This window comes from Niveispirillum sp. FG148 (genome assembly GCF_057809655.1).
This window is the reverse complement of sequence record NZ_JBMDKJ010000010.1, coordinates 74,613-90,390: the sequence shown is the minus strand read 5'-3', so window position 1 is coordinate 90,390 and position 15,778 is coordinate 74,613. Positions and strand designations below refer to the sequence as shown.

The 15,778-nt window shown below is 65.5% G+C and carries 14 protein-coding genes; 9 read left to right on the top strand and 5 right to left on the bottom strand.

Annotated features, from left to right (window positions below):
- The first annotated feature begins 1 nt into the window (after window position 1).
- The 7 genes from ACODTW_RS12975 to ACODTW_RS12945 all read left to right on the top strand — a co-directional run bounded on the left by ACODTW_RS12975 (window position 2) and on the right by ACODTW_RS12945 (window position 5,569).
- A complete protein-coding gene (locus tag ACODTW_RS12975) occupies window positions 2-445 on the top strand; it encodes a MaoC family dehydratase N-terminal domain-containing protein (RefSeq protein ID WP_488946440.1) in 444 nt (147 codons plus the stop codon).
- A gap of 10 nt (window positions 446-455) precedes the next feature.
- Window positions 456-875, top strand: coding sequence for a MaoC/PaaZ C-terminal domain-containing protein (locus ACODTW_RS12970; RefSeq protein ID WP_292909557.1), 420 nt, complete (start codon window positions 456-458; stop codon window positions 873-875).
- A gap of 47 nt (window positions 876-922) precedes the next feature.
- The gene (locus tag ACODTW_RS12965) at window positions 923-1,231 is read left to right on the top strand and encodes an SCP2 sterol-binding domain-containing protein (protein ID WP_488946439.1); all 309 of its coding nucleotides are present in this window, start codon (window positions 923-925) and stop codon (window positions 1,229-1,231) included.
- An 81-nt stretch (window positions 1,232-1,312) separates the two neighbouring features.
- A complete protein-coding gene (locus tag ACODTW_RS12960) occupies window positions 1,313-2,395 on the top strand; it encodes an acyl-CoA dehydrogenase family protein (protein WP_488946438.1) in 1,083 nt (360 codons plus the stop codon).
- A 124-nt stretch (window positions 2,396-2,519) separates the two neighbouring features.
- Window positions 2,520-3,722 (top strand): acyl-CoA dehydrogenase family protein, encoded by a 1,203-nt coding sequence (locus ACODTW_RS12955; RefSeq protein WP_488946437.1) that lies wholly within the window; start codon window positions 2,520-2,522, stop codon window positions 3,720-3,722.
- Window positions 3,723-3,760: 38 nt separating this feature from the next.
- On the top strand, window positions 3,761-4,666 hold the full coding sequence (locus tag ACODTW_RS12950) for an SDR family oxidoreductase (RefSeq protein ID WP_488946436.1): 906 nt from the start codon (window positions 3,761-3,763) through the stop codon (window positions 4,664-4,666).
- Between the two features lie 123 nt (window positions 4,667-4,789).
- The gene (locus ACODTW_RS12945; RefSeq protein ID WP_488946435.1) at window positions 4,790-5,569 is read left to right on the top strand and encodes a DUF2889 domain-containing protein; all 780 of its coding nucleotides are present in this window, start codon (window positions 4,790-4,792) and stop codon (window positions 5,567-5,569) included.
- A 57-nt stretch (window positions 5,570-5,626) separates the two neighbouring features.
- Here the strand turns inward: ACODTW_RS12945 and ACODTW_RS12940 are convergent, their stop codons facing one another.
- The 4 genes from ACODTW_RS12940 to ACODTW_RS12925 form a co-directional block, all read right to left on the bottom strand.
- Window positions 5,627-5,983, bottom strand: coding sequence for a DUF2147 domain-containing protein (locus ACODTW_RS12940; RefSeq protein WP_488946434.1), 357 nt, complete (start codon window positions 5,981-5,983; stop codon window positions 5,627-5,629).
- A 26-nt stretch (window positions 5,984-6,009) separates the two neighbouring features.
- The gene (locus ACODTW_RS12935; protein ID WP_488946433.1) at window positions 6,010-7,422 is read right to left on the bottom strand and encodes an aldehyde dehydrogenase family protein; all 1,413 of its coding nucleotides are present in this window, start codon (window positions 7,420-7,422) and stop codon (window positions 6,010-6,012) included.
- Between the two features lie 13 nt (window positions 7,423-7,435).
- Window positions 7,436-9,241: a long-chain-acyl-CoA synthetase gene (locus ACODTW_RS12930; protein WP_488946432.1), complete on the bottom strand. Its 1,806-nt coding sequence runs from the start codon at window positions 9,239-9,241 to the stop codon at window positions 7,436-7,438.
- A gap of 204 nt (window positions 9,242-9,445) precedes the next feature.
- On the bottom strand, window positions 9,446-10,045 hold the full coding sequence (locus ACODTW_RS12925; RefSeq protein ID WP_488946431.1) for a TetR/AcrR family transcriptional regulator: 600 nt from the start codon (window positions 10,043-10,045) through the stop codon (window positions 9,446-9,448).
- Between the two features lie 302 nt (window positions 10,046-10,347).
- Here ACODTW_RS12925 and ACODTW_RS12920 point away from each other — a divergent pair, with 302 nt between their 5' ends.
- Window positions 10,348-12,912: a TonB-dependent receptor gene (locus ACODTW_RS12920; RefSeq protein ID WP_488946430.1), complete on the top strand. Its 2,565-nt coding sequence runs from the start codon at window positions 10,348-10,350 to the stop codon at window positions 12,910-12,912.
- Window positions 12,913-12,971: 59 nt separating this feature from the next.
- On the opposite strand, the gene ACODTW_RS12915 is transcribed toward ACODTW_RS12920, so the two are convergent.
- Window positions 12,972-13,616: a TetR/AcrR family transcriptional regulator gene (locus tag ACODTW_RS12915; protein WP_488946429.1), complete on the bottom strand. Its 645-nt coding sequence runs from the start codon at window positions 13,614-13,616 to the stop codon at window positions 12,972-12,974.
- A gap of 95 nt (window positions 13,617-13,711) precedes the next feature.
- Here ACODTW_RS12915 and ACODTW_RS12910 point away from each other — a divergent pair, with 95 nt between their 5' ends.
- Entirely contained in the window at window positions 13,712-15,751 is a 2,040-nt protein-coding gene (locus ACODTW_RS12910) for a glycoside hydrolase family 97 protein (protein WP_488946428.1), read from the top strand.
- The last annotated feature ends 27 nt before the right edge of the window (window positions 15,752-15,778 follow it).

Sequence of the window (15,778 nt, the reverse complement as noted above, 5' to 3'; positions counted from 1 at the left end):
CATGCCTGTGGATCGCAGCTTCCTCGGCGTTGAGTCCGAGGACCGCTTCATCGAAGTGGAAAAGGGGCAGCTGAAGCTGTTCGCCATGGCGACGGGTGAAAGCGACCCCGCCTATTCCAGCGAAGAGGCCGCCAAGGCGCGCGGCTATCGCAATATCCCGGCCCCGCCGACCTTTGTCTTCGGCCTGACCATGCTGGCCCCCGCCAAGAAGGGCAACATGATCGACATGGTCGATAATGTCGGCGCCGTGCTGCATGGCGAGCAGGAATTCACCTATCACAACATGGTCTATGCCGGCGACCGCCTGCGTCTGAAGACCAAGACCGTCGACATCTACGACAAGAAGGGCGGCAAGATGGAATTCATCGTCCAGGACACGAGTGTCCATAACCAGGACGATGTGCTCTGCATGACCGCCCGCACCGTCGCCATCTATCGGAACTGAGGGGGCGGACATGAGCTATCCCGATCTTGCCAATCTGGCCCCCGAACAGGACCTGACCCCGCATGAGGCCGGGCCTGCCAGCCGCTGGGTGCTGGCCATGTTCGCCGGCGGTTCCGGCGACCACAACCCCATGCATATCGACAGCGACTTCGCCAAGATCTTCGGGCGGGAAGATGTCTTCGCCCAGGGCATGCTGTCCATGGCCTATCTGGCGCAGTTCGTGCGCCAACAGGCCCCGCAGGAAAAGCTGCGCAATTTCAAGGCGCGCTTCACCGCCATCACCCCGGTCAACGCCAATATCAAGTGCGAAGGCCGGGTGCTGGAACATGTCACGGTTGATGGCGAACCCCGCGTCCGCATCGGCCTGCGCACCAGCATTGATGATGGCACCGTCACCATGGAAGGCGAAGCGGTCATCGCCACCGCCTGATGCCAGACCGCATCCCAAATCCCCGACTTTTCAAAATGGAGAAGAGCATGTCCACGTTGGAAACCCTGACCGCCCGCGTTGCCGGTGCCGTTGGTGAGAATTGCGGCCTGGGCCGCACCATGAAGTTCGATTTCGGCAATGACGGCGCCATCTTCATCGACGCCAAGACCGTGCCCAACATCGTCGACAACCGCGCCGACAAGGCCGACTGCAATGTTGCGGTGAAGTTCACGGATTTCGTCGCCATCGCCGAAGGCCGCATGGACAGCATGATGGCCTTCATGCAGGGCAAGATGAAGGTCAGCGGCGACATGACCGTGGCCCAGCGCCTGACCCCGATCCTGAAGCGCATCTGAAGAAATGCGCAGAAGCCCCGCGGGCGCGGTTGACCGGCCGCGACCGCGGGGCGCCACCCGTGAACAGGGGAGGGCGTTACCATGAATTTCGATTTTTCCGACGAACAGAAAATGTTCGCCGAACAGGTGCGGCGCAGCCTTGCCGATACCTGCCCGATGAAGGAAGTGCGCACGGTTTTCGAAGCCGATGCCGGCCTGTCGCGCCCGACCTGGAAGGCCCTGGCCGACCTGGGCGTGCTGGGGGCCGCTGTGCCGGAGGAACTGGGCGGCGCCGGTCTGGGCGCGCTGGAACTCTGTGCAGCGGCCTATGAAGTTGGCTACGCCCTGGCGCCGGTACCCTTCGTGGCGTCGACCGGGGTCTGTGCCGAAGCACTGCGCCGCTTCGGCACTGAAGGGCAGCAGCAGAACTGGCTGTCGCGGCTGGCCGATGGCAGTGCCATCGGCACCCATGCCCTGACCGGGCCGGCGTCCGCATTGACGCTGGAAGCCGGGCGGCTGTCGGGCGCGGCGCGGCTGGTACCCTATGGGGCGCAGGCGGATGTCGCCCTGGTCCAGGCCCGGTCCATCGGCGGTGACGTGCTGGCGCTGGTCAGCCTGTCGGAACCCGGCGTGGAGCGCCGGTCGCGCCAGGTGCTGGACCCCACCCGGCCGCTGGCGGATCTGAGTTTCAGCGGCGTGGCGGCGGAGATCCTGCCGACGGGCAATGCCGACGCGGCGGCGACGCTGATCAATGGGGCGGCCGTCCTGCTGGCCTTCGAACAGGTGGGTGCAGCGCAGCGGGCGCTGGAGATGGCGCGGGAATACGCGCTGCAGCGCACGGCCTTCGGCTATCCGATCGGCACCTATCAGGCCATCAAGCACAAGCTGGCCGATATGTTCATCCGCATCGAGACGGCCCGCGTCCATGCCTATTGGGGCGCCTGGGCCCTGTCGGTGGATGCGCCGGACCTGCCGCTGGCGGCAGCGGGCGCCCATCTGTCTGCCGGGGAGGCGCTGCGCTTCGCCGCGCAGGAGAATGTGCAGACCCATGGCGGTATCGGCTTTACCTGGGAATCCGACTGCCAGTTCTTCTATCGCCGCGCCCAGGCCGATGGCCTGGCCTTCGGTCCCAGCCAGCGCTGGCGTGAACGCATTGTCGCGTCGCTGTCGGCGCAAGCGGCTTGATTGTGTCCTCAATCGCCGGCGCCCACATCCGTGGGCTTGGCTTACGCGGCATGTGCCGCGCGGCGGCAGTCGCCGCCGTACCAGCGTCCGGAATTTTCGGACGCTGGTGTCACGGAGACCAGACATGGATTTCAACGACAGTCCCGAAGAAGCCGCCTACCGCGCCAGGGCGCGGGCCTGGCTGGAAGCCCATGCCAGGCACCGCACCGATGGCGGTGCCCGCGGCATGGCCGTGGCCGATGGCAGCAATCTGGATGAGGCCAAGCAATGGCAGGCGCTGAAGGCTGATGCCGGCTATGCCGGGATCACCATCCAGGCCCCCTATGGGGCCGGCGGCACCCCCATCGAAGCCGTAATCTACCGTCAGGAGGAAGGGCAGTTCGAAGTCCCCTTCGGCGTGTACGAGATCGGCCTGGGCATGGCCATCCCCACCGTCATCGCCCATGGCAGCGACGCGCACCGCGACCGCTATGTCCGCAAGGCGCTGCGGGGGGAGGAAATCTGGTGCCAGCTTTTCTCTGAACCCGCCGGCGGTTCCGATCTGGCGGCGCTGCGCACCAAGGGCGTGCGTGACGGCGACGATTGGCTGGTGACAGGGCAGAAGGTCTGGACCTCGGGCGCGCATTATGCCGATTACGGCATCCTGCTGGTTCGCACCGATCCGTCCCGGCCCAAGCATAAGGGCCTGACCATGTTCATCGTGGACATGAAGGCCCCGGGCGTGGAGGTGCGGCCCATCCGCACCATGGCGGGATCGGCGGAATTCAACGAAGTCTTCTTCGACAATGTTCGCATCCCCGACAGCGACCGGCTGGGCGAGGTGGGTAATGGCTGGAACGTCGCCATCTCCACCTTGATGACGGAACGGCTCCAGGCCGGCATGGGCTTCGGCTTCGTGTCCGCCCATGACGTGCTGCGTCTGGCCCGCCGCCATGGCCAGGATGATGCCCGCGTGACGCAGCGCGTGGCCGATTTCTGGATCAACGACCAGGCGTTGAAACTGCTGTCCTACCGGGCCCAGACCTCGCTGTCGCAGGGCGGTTTTCCGGGGCCGGAGCAGGCCGTGAACAAGGCCATCGAGGCCGCCCAGGGCCAGCAGGCCGCCTATTTCTGCATGGACATGCTGGGGGCCGAGGGCGCCCTGGCGGCCACGGAGATCGGCGACCATTGGGCGGGGGTGGAGACGAGCTGGATGTGGGCGTCCGCCATGCGCATTGCCGGCGGTTCGGATGAAATCCTGCGCAACATCATCGCCGAGCGTGTGCTGGGCCTGCCGGGCGATCCGCGCCCCGACCGCAACACGCCCTTCAATGAACTGAAACACTGATCCGACCGGACAAGGTTCCGGGATCAAGGGAGAAAGCTATGTCACGTCTGGATTTTGAAGGCCGCGTCGCCGTGGTGACGGGGGCGGGGGGCGGTCTTGGCCGCTCGCATGCCCTGGGCTTTGCGGCGCGCGGCGCCAAGGTGGTGGTGAACGATCTGGGCGGCAGTCCGTCCGGTCAGGGAGCCAGCGCCAGCGCCGCACAGAAGGTGGTGGACGAGATCAAGGCCGCCGGCGGCGAGGCTGTCGCCAATACCGACAGCGTGGAGCAGGGCGAGCGCATCATCGAAACGGCGATGGACACCTATGGCCGCGTCGATGTGCTGGTCAACAATGCCGGCATCCTGCGCGACAGTTCTTTCCAGAAGATGAGCGTCGAGGACTGGGAACTGATCATCCGCGTGCATCTGAACGGGTCGTTCCGCACCACGCATGCCGCCTGGCCGCATATGCGCGCCCAGGGCTTTGGCCGTGTGGTCATGACGGCGTCGGGTGCGGGCATCTATGGCAATTTCGGCCAGGCCAATTACAGCGCGGCCAAGCTGGGCCTGTACGGCTTTGCCCGCACGCTGGCGGTCGAAGGCGGCTCGAAGAATATCAATGTCAACACCATCGCCCCCCTGGCCGCGTCGCGCCTGACCGAGACGGTGATGCCCAAGGCGCTGCTGGATGCGCTGAAGCCGGAACTGGTGACGCCGCTGGTCCTGTGGCTGTGCCATGAAAGCTGCGAAGCGTCAGGCAAGCTGGTGGAAGTCGGTGGCGGCTGGTATGCGGGCGTGGACTGGGAACGGTCCAAGGGCGTCGCGCTGGGCTGCACGGGCGAGGTGTCGGCCGAACAGATCGCCGACCAGTGGGACCGCATCGTCGATTTCACCGATCCCGACCACCCGCGCGCCGTCATCGACACGATGACGGCCCTGGGGACGGCACTGGGCATGAACGACTGAACAGGTTCACAAGGAGGGCGGGGCCGCGGGTGGGGTTTGGGTTCCCCTGGGGCCTGCGGACCGGCTTTCCTTGTGGAACGCGGCGGCGGCGGTGGCCTGCCGCCGCCGCGTCAAGGCAGAAAGGTGGATATCGTGGGTGGCACAGGCGGCACCTTTCGGCGGCGGATCGTTCTGGATTGCGACGGCGGGGCGGTCCGCGCCGGCCTTGAGGATGATTTCCACCATTTCCGGGTGCGGGTGACGCTGGTGGCCGGAAAGGTCACCGACGTCGAGGCCCAGACCTTCCGCTTTCCCTGGACCACCTGTCCCGGTGCGGCGGGGCCGCTGCGGGCCTTCATCGGGATGGAGGTTACGGCGGGCATGCTGCGGCGCCAGGATACGCCATCGCCGCGTCTGAACTGCACCCATCTGCATGATCTGACGTTGCTGGCCCTGGCGCAGGCGACGCGGGGGCCGGGCCGGCGTCAATATGACGTCACCGTCCCCCCGCGAGAGCCCAACGGGCGGCCGCTGGGTCCCGACAGCATCCCCACCTGGCCGCCAGGTCGGACGCGCGCCAGTCTGGCCCGTGACGGGGAACTGCTTATGCAATTCGATATGGAAGGAGAGACGGTCCGGGCACCGCTGGATGCGGCCGGGCTGGATTTCCGCCATCTGGGCAAATGGGCGGCCCAGAAGGGGGACGATGATTTCCTGGAAGCCGTGAAGGTCTTCCGCCAGGGCTTCTTCGTTTCCAGCGGGCGGGCCGTGCCGGTGGAACTGGTGGACCATGATCTGGTCCGTCAGGTTATGATCGGCGTCTGCTATACGTTCCAGCCGGAACGGATCGACACCGGGGTGCGCCGGCTGGATACGTTGCGTGACTTCACCCACTGCCCCGACGCCCTGCTGGCCGGTTTCTGATGCCGGCAGGCGTGGCTGGCCCGTCCCGAACCTCCGCCGGGACGGGCCTTTCGCGTTTCAGGGTGCCGCCTGCCGCCATTCGCGGTTTCTACAGGCCAGCATGGCGCAGGCCTTCAGGTTCAAGGTCGCGCCATTACGCTTGATCTCCACATCGGCCCAGTCCTGCAACTGCTCGGCCCAGACCTTGCCGCGCCAGACATCGCCATCGGTGCGGACACCGCGCAGGATGGGCTGGTCCAGCTTCAGATGCCCAGCCGGCAGCGTAACCTGACCGCACAGGGCGTCCGCACAGGGCGCGATGGCGACCCGCGCGCCGGATGGAAGCTGCCACAGTCCTTCTGGCGAAGCGGTGGCCGCAAAGGTGGGGCCGCCCAACAGCAGGACCGGCAGCAGGGCGATGGGGACGTATTTCATTTTGACCTTCCTTTTCGTGGAGGACATCAGCCGCGTAGCCGCCAGCGCAGCGCCCGGTCGAACCAGGGGCCGTAGGGTGGGCGCAGGATGCGGCCGATATCGATGTAGCCCTGGCGGAACAGGGCGCGCTGATGGGAGAATTCCAGGAAGCCGCGATGGCCGTGATAGGCGCCCATGCCGGATGCTCCGACACCGCCAAGCGGCAAATCCTCGATCCCGGCGTGCAGGATGATGTCGTTGATGGTGACGCCGCCGGATGGAATCTGAGTCAGCACGGCTTCCTGCTCCCGCCGGTCCCGGCCGAAGTAGTAGAGCGCCAGTGGCGTGGGCCGGGAGCGTACGACCGCCAGCATCTGCGCCAACGACGACCGGGTCAGGATCAGCAGCAGGGGGCCGAAAATCTCCTCCCGCAGGATACGGGCCTGGGGGCCGGGATCGATGACCAGGGTCGGGGGCAACCGCCCCGTCATAGCACAGGCCCGCGCATCGGCCTCCCCCGTCAGGGGAAGGATGGTGCCGCCGTTTGCTCCTGCGTCCGCCAGCAAGGCGTGCAGCCGGTCGCGCTGCCCGTCATTAATGATGGCACCGAAATCCGGCGCCGTGGCGAAGCCGGTGGCGAAGCGGGCCGCGGCCCGGCGGAAACCGTCCAGCAGGGCGGGCAGCCGCTCCTTCTCGATCAACAGATAGTCCGGCGCCAGGCAGATCTGGCCGGCATTTATGACCTTGCCCGCCAGGATGCGGTCGGCGGCCAGCGTCAGGTCGGCACCCTTGCCGATGATTACCGGGCTTTTGCCGCCCAGTTCCAGCGTCACGGGGGTCAGGTTGCCGGCCGCCGCCGCCATGACGGCGCGGCCCGTTTCGGTCCCCCCGGTGAACAGCAGATGATCCCAGGGCAGTTGCGCGAAGCCGGCACCGAAGGCGGGTCCGCCGCAGACGACGGATAGTTCCTCCGTCGCGAAATGCTTCTCCACGAGGCGGGCTAGCAGGGCCGCGGTGCGCGGCGTGTGTTCGGATACCTTGACGATGGCGCTGTTGCCTGCCGCCAAGGCGCCCGCCAGCGGTGCGAAGCTGAGATTGACAGGGAAGTTCCAAGGGCTGGCGATGCCAACCACACCCTTGGGCTCGTAGCGTATTTCCGCCCGCGCCCCGGTCAGTGCCAGCGCCAGTTCCAGGGGTTGGTGCCGGGGCTGCATCCAGCGGGCCAGATTGGCGCGGGCGTGGCGCAGGGTGGCGACCGAGCCGTAGATCTCCGCTACTTGCGTGACGCGCCGCGACCGGCTGCCATAATCGGCATCCAGGGCGGAGGCGATGCTGTCCTGGTGGACCAGCAGCAGCCGGATACAGCGGTCCAGCCGGTCGCGCCGCAGGGCCGCGTCGGGCGTTCCGGCCGTCCGCCTTGCCGCGCGCTGCGTTGCGAACAGGTCCTCAAGCAGAGCCATTTCGTCCATCACGTCACACTTTCAAGGCGCCGGCCAGCAGCCGCGCATGGGTTTGCGCGTCCAAAGGCCGGTAGCGGCTGGTGTCACCATCCAGGATGAACAGCGGATCGGAAATTATTCCGGGATCGAAACCATCGTTGATCCAATCTTGTTTGCGGTATTTGTACGTTCCCGTCGTGCACAGCCCGGCGCAGATACGCAGGAACAGCGGACGGGCATAGCGCGGCAGGTCGCGTTCAAGATGGGTGGCCAGCGTGTCGAGGCTGAATTGTTCCGGGCTGATAACAAGGGCGGCCATGCCGGCCTTTCCCTCGTTGCCCGGCACCGCCACACCATAGACGATGGCTTCCAGCACGCCGGGGGCGGTGGCGGCCACGCGTGCGACCTCGCTGGTGGCTACATTCTCGCCTTTCCAACGGAAGGTGTCGCCGATCCGGTCGATAAAGTAGAAATAGCCGTCGGCGTCGCGCTGCAGAAGGTCACCTGTGCGGTACCAGCGATCCCCCTTGCGGAACACGTCGCAGAGGATTTTTGCCGCCGTCTGGCCCTTGTCCTGGACATAGCCGTCGAACTTCTCCCGCACGCTGTCGCCGATGCGACCGATGGCTTCGCCTGTCTCGCCGATATCGGCTTCGATGCATCGTCCGTTGGCATCGCGCGCCGGTGCCTCGGCATTATGGTCGAAACGCACGATCTTCACCGGCATCAGCCGTTTCAAATAAGGGGGAATGCGGCCCACGGCACCACGGTGCCCGTCGAAGTTGATCAGGCTGACATTGCCCTCCGTGGCACCATAGAACTCCACGACATCATGGATGCCGAAGCGCTGTTCGACCTGATCCCACACTTCGGGCCGCAGGCCGCTGCCGAAGGCAACGCGGATCCTGTGCCCGCGTTCCTCCGCACAGGCGGGCTGGTTCACCAGGTATCGGAACAATTCGCCGATATAGATGAAGGCGGTAACCCCCTGGTCGCGGACGTCGGCCCAGAACCGCGTGGCGGAGAAGCGGCGACGCAGGACCATGCAGGCACCGCGCGTCAGCGCTGATCCGACGCCGCACAGGCCACCGGAGGCGTGATAATGCGGCAGGCAGACATAGACCCGGTCGTCTGGCATGAGGTTCAGCACGCGGCCGAAGGTGCAGAGCAGGGCCATGCCTCTTGCTCCGCGTATCGTTGCCGCCTTGGGCAGGCCCGTCGTGCCGCTGGTGAAGATATAGAGCAGGGGATCGGCATTGGTCATGCCGCCGCGGATATCGCGCGTGGGCCGCAAGGCGGAGCAGGCGTCCAGCGCCTGATCCAGATCACGCATACCGCTTCGGCCGGACACGCCCGGCAGCGTACCGTCAGCCCAGCACCAGATCGCCTCTGGCAGTCCTGTATCGTCCGCGACCGTGGTCCAGGCTTCCAGCAACTCGCTGCCCACGATTACCGTGCGGGCGCCAGCGATATGGACGCAATGTGCCAGGGATGCGCCGGACAGTTGCGCGTTGATCAGGGCCGTGACCACGCCGACCTTGGCCAGCCCGAACCAGGCTGTAAAAAACTCCGGCCGCGTCTCAATGAACAGCGCCACCACGTCGCCACGCCGCAAACCCTGGGTCAATGCCCAACGCGCGATGCGATTGGCCTGCGCCTCGACCTGCCCATAGGTGAGGGTGCGGCCTTCGAATTCGATGGCGATCCGATCGCGATGGCGGTCCATGCTGGCTTCCAGCAGGTCCGGCACCGTTCGCCCCGACTTCGCGCGGCTTTGCATCAGGACGCCGGACGCCCGCAGCATCCTGTCCAGGAACCGGCCCTCACGCCTCAACTTCATTGCGCGCCTCCGTCCGGCGGCGGGCGCCTGGCCTGTTGAACACCATCTTGTCCTCCCTTGCCCGTGGGTATCTGCATCGCCCGGATAACGATCAACGGGCGGCATATTTATCCCAACGGATAAATTATTTTAGCAAGAGAAGCCCCGATCATGGGCACTTGTCAAGGTATTTGTCCTGATGGATAAATCAGAGACGCAGGTCGATCAGGCGTCGCGCAGCACCATGCCGATCAGGGCGTCGGCATGGGCACCGATGACCTTCTCTGCGAAGGGATCGACGCCCCAGACAGCCTCCACCTCATTGGCCATGACATACATGACCTGGGCGCCACCCACGATGAGGTAGAGCAGGGAGACGGGCGGGATGTCGGCCGTCAGCTTCTCCTCCTGCAACCGGCTGATGAACATGGCTGCGGCTGCGTGCGCCGGCCGCAGAAAATTCTCGGCAAGCCAGGACAGGCGGTCACTGCGCTGGATCGATTCATGGAACATGAACCGGACATAGTCGGGATGGCGGGCGCAGTAATGCACGAAACGGCGGATGCCGTTCGCGGCCACCTGACGCAGTTCCTCTCGCGTGGTCGGCATCTCTACGCCTTCCATCACTTCTGCGGCCAAGCGACCGAAGATCAGGCGTGTCGCTTCGCGCCAAAGGGCTTCCTTGCTTTTAAAATAATAGGTGACCATGCCGTGGTTGACGCCGGCCCGGCTGGCAATGTCACGGGTGGTGGTGCCCAGGAAACCCTTCTCGGAAAATTCGGTGACGGCTGCCCCCAGGATGACGTCGCGGACGGGCTCCGCCATACCGCCTTCCGCATGCGACTTCGGGATCGGGCCACGGCGGCGGCGGGGCTGGTTTCCCTGATCCGCAGTCGCCTTTTCAACCGATATCTTCGTACCCATCCCGCATCCTCCCCGACTTTCCGATAGTTTTATCCCGCTGGACAGTTCGGCCGCAAGCGCAACGGGGTGTCGAGAAAAATCTCGACCCGGGCTATTTATCCATATGGACAAACTTTGTTGGCCTGTGCATCATCGTCTGACAAAGCCGGGAAAATACCGGCCCATAAAAATCAAAATCGGCCGGTCTGGCCGGGGAGGAAGCAATGGGTAAGGGCGTGTTGCGCTGTGGCGCGGCCGCGATGGCGGTGCTTGTCTGCGGCCAGGCCGGGGCCGAACAGGACAAACCCAAGGAAACGCATCTGTCTCCACTTGCACGCGCCATTGAGGGTGACCGGGCGTCCAAGGAAGAGCCCGTCGTGCTGGAAGAGATCATTGTTACGGCCCAGCGCCGGCAACAGAGCCTGCAGCAATTGAGCATGGGCCTGACCGTGCTGGACAGCCGCAACCTGGAGGCAGCCAACATCCGCAAGTTCGAGGATGTGGTGAACATGGCGCCGTCCGTGTCAGTGACCAGCGACAGCTCCGGCAACGGCAACTCCTTCAACATCCGCGGCGTGGGCAGCCAGGCATTCGGCGCCACCGTGGAGCCCAGCGTGGCCGTCGTGGTAGACGGGGTCGTCATGGGGGCTACGAACGAGGTGTTCGGTGAGCTGTTCGACGTGCAGCGGGTGGAGGTTCTGCGCGGCCCGCAGGGCACGCTGTTCGGAAAGAACGCGTCGGCGGGCGCCATCAGCATCATCACCAAGCGCCCGACCCGCGATCCGGAAGGTCAGGTGGAAATGGAGCTGGGCGAGCAGGACACGCGGCGTGGGCGCGCGGTGGTCAGCGGCCCCCTGTCCGACAGCGTCGCGGCCCGTCTGGCCGCTTTCTATGTCGAGCAAGGGGATTACATTGAGAACCTGTCCGGTGCCGACATCGGGGAACGTAAGCAATATGGTGCCCGCGGCCAATTCCTCTACGAGCCGGCCGACAATTTCGAGGCACGCCTGATCGCCGAATATTCGAAGACGGAGGGCGGCGGTGGCCAGTTCATCGACCGTTTCAACCTCAGTACCGATCGGGGGGCCTATCTGGCGCCGACTGTCGCGGGGGAGAAGGCGGATATTGCCAACGTCAACAGCGTGCGTGACGGCGGGGCGACGGAAGTCTGGGGTGCGTCGCTGGAGGCGCGCTACTCCCTCGAGCCGCTGGACCTGATCTCCATCACCGCCTATCGCAAGAAGCAGGCGGAAGCCGACGCCAGACTGGATTCCGACGGGCTTCCCGTCGATACGCCGGCCCTGGCACCCCGGCCGGGACAGAGCATCCTGCCCGCCCGGTCCTTCGATACCGATGCGGACGGCTATACCGACAGTTTCATCGGCACCTACCCCTATGGCGACGGCAGCGACGCCGAACAGTTCACGCAGGAACTACGGCTGGAATCCTATGATCGCGGCAATGTGGGCTGGGTGGCGGGCGCCTATCTCTTCGCCCGCAATACCCATTCATCAGGCCTGCAACGCCGGGCCTATCTGGGGGACGCGCTGGTCATTCCGCCCAGCCTGACCGCATCAACTTGTACAATCGTCATGCAGGGAGCGTCGCCCGATCCGGCGCGCAGTTGCGCCATCGGCAATATGGCGCTGGAGGAGACGCGCGGCCCCTCCCGCACCGAGGTTTTGAGCTATGCCGGCTTCGGTCAGGTGGATTGGAGCCTGACTGACGCGCTGAAGCTGGTGGGCGGCATGCGCGTTACCCGCGACCATGTCGAGGCGGTGGGCGAGGTGGTGAACCGGCAATACGACGCCTATGTGCAGACGCCCAGCGGCTTTGTGCGCAATGGCGCGCGCACCAGTACGACCACTGGCGGCCGCAAGGTGGAGGCGGAGGAGACAGGGTATAGCGGCAAGGCGGCGCTGGAATATAACTTCAGCAAGGAACTGTTCGGTTATGCCAGCTACGCCCGCGGCTATAAGGGGCCGGTACCCCGTCAGGATGGGGAGGTCGTCGATCCGGAGACCGTGGACAGCTATGAGGTGGGACTGCGTTCGACCCAGTTGGGCGGGCGGTTGCTGGTCAATGTCGCAGCCTTCCTGTCCAACTATGATGATTTCCAGGTCCAGGCCTATGACGATGACAGTCAAAGCTTCCAGTTGGAGAATGCGGGCCAGGTGCGGAGCAGGGGCGTGGAACTGGACATGATCGCCCGCCCGTTCAGCAATGTCAGCCTGCAGATCGGCGGGGCCTATATTGATGCAGAGATCCGGGAATTCGCCAATGCCGCCTGTTATGGCGGACAGACAGCGGCGGCCGGCTGCACTTATGTCAATGCCCGGGCTCTGGACGTGTCCTCAGCCACCACACGGATTGTTAATGTCGCTGTGCCGCAGCGTCAGGACCTGGCCGGTGCCCGCCCCCCCAACACCGCCAAGTGGAAATTCAGCGCCGTCGGTCGGTACGAGGTGCCGCTGCCCTATGACGGCGTGAACACCTACCTTCAGGGTGCCTATCGCTGGCAGAGCAGCATGCAGCACTGCCTGACCCAGCATCCGGAATGCATCCAGGATTCCTATGGTGTGCTGGACGCGGCGCTGGGGGTGGAGTTTTTCGACGGCGCCCTGGACCTGCAGGTCTTCGCCAAGAACCTGACCAACAGCTTCTATGTCAGCACCATCATCGAGGTGCCAACACAGTCGGCGTCGGTCGGGCGGCTGGGCAGCACCGCCCATGTCGTTCCGCGGGAGGCGGGCCGCTTCCTGGGTGGCCGCGTCACCGTCCGCTATTGAGGCGGGTGAGGGTGAGGCCGGTCCGGCGTCGCCGTGGGCGTCGGGCCGGCCCCTTCATATCAGGACTTGCGCACGGGGGTGATACCTTGCACCAGCATGTCGAGATAGAGGTCCGCCACCTGCGCGGGCTGCAACGGGCCGTCGGGCGTCCACCAGCGTGTCAGGCTGTTCAACGATCCGAACAGCATGGAACTGAGCGCGTGCGGATTGACGGTGCGCAGCGACCCGTCCGCCATTCCGCGCCGGACCATCTCCCGCACCTGACCGTCCAGCGCACGGCGACCGGCCAGCGCCCCATCGCGGAACTCCGCGGGCAAATCGTCTGCATTGGTCAGCACCAGGCAGCGTCCGAAATCGTCACAGACGATCTGGGCATATTGGCGGAAGAAGACGCGCAGGCTGTCCAGCCCGTCGGCACCGCTGTCCCAGGCTTCCTTCAGGGCGGCGTTCAATTGTTCCAGGGCCACCTGGCCGCATTGGTACAGCATCTCGTCCTTGGAACTGACATAGTAGTAGATGGCAGCGGCGGTCAGGTCCAACTCGGTCCCGACATCGGCCAGCGAGGCGCGGTGAAAGCCCAGCCGGGCAAAGACCCTGGCCGCCCCGCGCAGCACGGCCAGCCGCTTGCGCGTGAATTTCGCCGCCGTCCGGCTGATCTGTTCGGGCATGGCCGTATCGACGGCAATTTCCTGCTTCCTCGCCACCCTCAAAATCTCCCCAAATCTGTTCTTGATCAGGATGATAGCATGTTTCTTACTGATCATTCAAAATTTGAATGCATGCGTGATCGGAGGCAGGCGTGAACCGGCGGCACTTATTGATGCTGCTGGGCCTGTCCGGTCTGGCCTCCTGCACGCGCTCCTTGGAGGGGGAGGAGGAGCCGTTGCCGGCAAATGTGCGGGAGGTCGCCGCCATCGCCTCGCCGGATGGCAACCTGTCACTGAGGCTTGGCCTGGACGGGGGCGGACGGCTGTTCTGGGGCCTGTCACTGGGCGGCGCTACCCTGCTGGACTGGTCGGGCATGGGGCTGTCTCTGGACGGGCTCGAGCAATATGCGGGTCTGACGCAACAGGAGGGGGAGCGGGTCGCGCTGTCGGACAGCTACCGCCTGGCGCATGGCAAGAACGTGGCGCCGTCCTTCCGTGCCCAACGGGCCCTGTTATGGTGGCGCAACGGACGGGGGCTGCGGGTTGGCGTCGAACTGCATGTGCAGGATGATGGCGCCGCCTGGCGCTATGTCATTCCCGCCCAGGCCGGGCTGCCCCAGATCGCCACGGTGACAGGGGAGGCGACGGGCTTCCGCCTGCCGACCGGGGCGGCGCTGTGGATGCAGCCCTATGCGGGACGTGGTCAACTGAACCCCGCCGCCCCATCCTATGAGACTTATCACCAGAGATTGGATGCAGGCCGATTGAAACGCGGTGGCGAATGGTTCCTGCCGCTGCTGGCGCGGGCACCTGACGCCGGTCCCTATCTTCTGCTGACGGAAGCCGGACTGTCGGATTTCTACGGGTTGCAGCTTCAGGCCACCAACGATCGGACCCTGCACGCCCGGCTACCACCATCGCAAGAGGCGCTGGGGGAGGGAGCATCGACGCCGACCCTGCCGCTGCCCGTCCGCACACCGTGGCGAGTGGCCATGGCTGGTACTCTGTCGCAGGTCGCCGCCTCCACCCTGGTCACTGATGTCAGTCCGCCGCTGAACCCCCTGTTCGGCGGGGAAATCCCGGCCTGGGTCCAACCGGGGGTGGCCGCCTGGGATTGGCTGGTACACCGGGCCACGGGCGATCTGGAGGCGCAGAAGGCGCATGTGGACCAGGCAGCGGCCTGGGGCTGGCCCTATGTCGTGGTGGACGGCAAATGGGATCAGGTCATGGCACCGGAACCGGAAACGGCCGTGCGGGCGCTGGTGGACTATGCAAGGTCGTGTAAGGTTGGCATCTGGCTCTGGTACAATTCCGGCGGGGCCAACAATGACCGGCCCGGATCGCCGCGCGACCGCATGACGGACGCCGCGACCCGTCGGGCCGAATTCGCCAAAATCGCCGGGTGGGGCGTGCGCGGCGTCAAGGTCGATTTCTGGCACAGCGACAAGCCGCTGCACCTGACCCGCATGCGCGCGCTGCTGGCGGATGCGGGTCAGGCGGGTCTGATGGTCAACCTGCATGGCTGCACCATCCCGCGCGGCTGGGAACGGGAATTTCCCAACCTGCTGAGCATGGAGGCGGTGCGCGGGGGGGAGACCTACATGTTCCCCTTCCCCTATGCGCTGCTGACGGGGGACAAGGGGCCGGGGGCATTGGACCATGTGCGCATGGCGCTGGTCCGCAATCCCATCGGCCCCATGGATTACACGCCGGTCTGTTTTGAGTTGGCGCGACAGGCGTCGGGCATCAGTTACGCCCATTCTCTGGCGCTGGCGGCGGCCTTCGCGTCGGGCATCCAGCATTATGCCGATGATGCCATCAATCCGGACAAGGGCTATCGCCCGCTGTTCCGGGACCGGCCCTATCTGCAGGGGCTGATGTCCGCCATGCCCACGGCCTGGGATGGCGGGCGGGTTCTGTCGGGCGATCCGGACACGCATGTCGTGCTGGCCCGCCGCCGTGGAAATGAATGGTGGGTGGCGGGGTTGAACGGGCGGCGCACGCCCTGGCGGGCCGATGTCGCGCTGGGCTTCCTGGACGACGGGTCCTGGCACCTGTCCGCCGTCACCGATGGTGATGAGGCGGCCCGGACATCCTGGACGGAACGGGCGGGCGTCACATCGGCGGAACGGCTGCCCATCGACTGCCTGCCATCGGGCGGGTTCCTGCTGCGGCTGGTGCGCGATGCCTGAGGCCGGGCGTCATTCCAGTGAAATCCT

What these genes read in the sequence shown, in the direction of transcription:
- ACODTW_RS12975 (WP_488946440.1), top strand. Translation starts at nt 2, where the DNA reads ATGCCTGTGGATCGCAGCTTCCTCGGCGTTGAGTCCGAGGACCGCTTC.
- ACODTW_RS12970 (WP_292909557.1), top strand. Translation starts at nt 456, where the DNA reads ATGAGCTATCCCGATCTTGCCAATCTGGCCCCCGAACAGGACCTGACC.
- ACODTW_RS12965 (WP_488946439.1), top strand. Translation starts at nt 923, where the DNA reads ATGTCCACGTTGGAAACCCTGACCGCCCGCGTTGCCGGTGCCGTTGGT.
- ACODTW_RS12960 (WP_488946438.1), top strand. Translation starts at nt 1,313, where the DNA reads ATGAATTTCGATTTTTCCGACGAACAGAAAATGTTCGCCGAACAGGTG.
- ACODTW_RS12955 (WP_488946437.1), top strand. Translation starts at nt 2,520, where the DNA reads ATGGATTTCAACGACAGTCCCGAAGAAGCCGCCTACCGCGCCAGGGCG.
- ACODTW_RS12950 (WP_488946436.1), top strand. Translation starts at nt 3,761, where the DNA reads ATGTCACGTCTGGATTTTGAAGGCCGCGTCGCCGTGGTGACGGGGGCG.
- ACODTW_RS12940 (WP_488946434.1), bottom strand. Translation starts at nt 5,983, where the DNA reads ATGAAATACGTCCCCATCGCCCTGCTGCCGGTCCTGCTGTTGGGCGGC.
- ACODTW_RS12935 (WP_488946433.1), bottom strand. Translation starts at nt 7,422, where the DNA reads ATGGCTCTGCTTGAGGACCTGTTCGCAACGCAGCGCGCGGCAAGGCGG.
- ACODTW_RS12930 (WP_488946432.1), bottom strand. Translation starts at nt 9,241, where the DNA reads ATGAAGTTGAGGCGTGAGGGCCGGTTCCTGGACAGGATGCTGCGGGCG.
- ACODTW_RS12925 (WP_488946431.1), bottom strand. Translation starts at nt 10,045, where the DNA reads ATGGCGGAGCCCGTCCGCGACGTCATCCTGGGGGCAGCCGTCACCGAA.
- ACODTW_RS12920 (WP_488946430.1), top strand. Translation starts at nt 10,348, where the DNA reads ATGGGTAAGGGCGTGTTGCGCTGTGGCGCGGCCGCGATGGCGGTGCTT.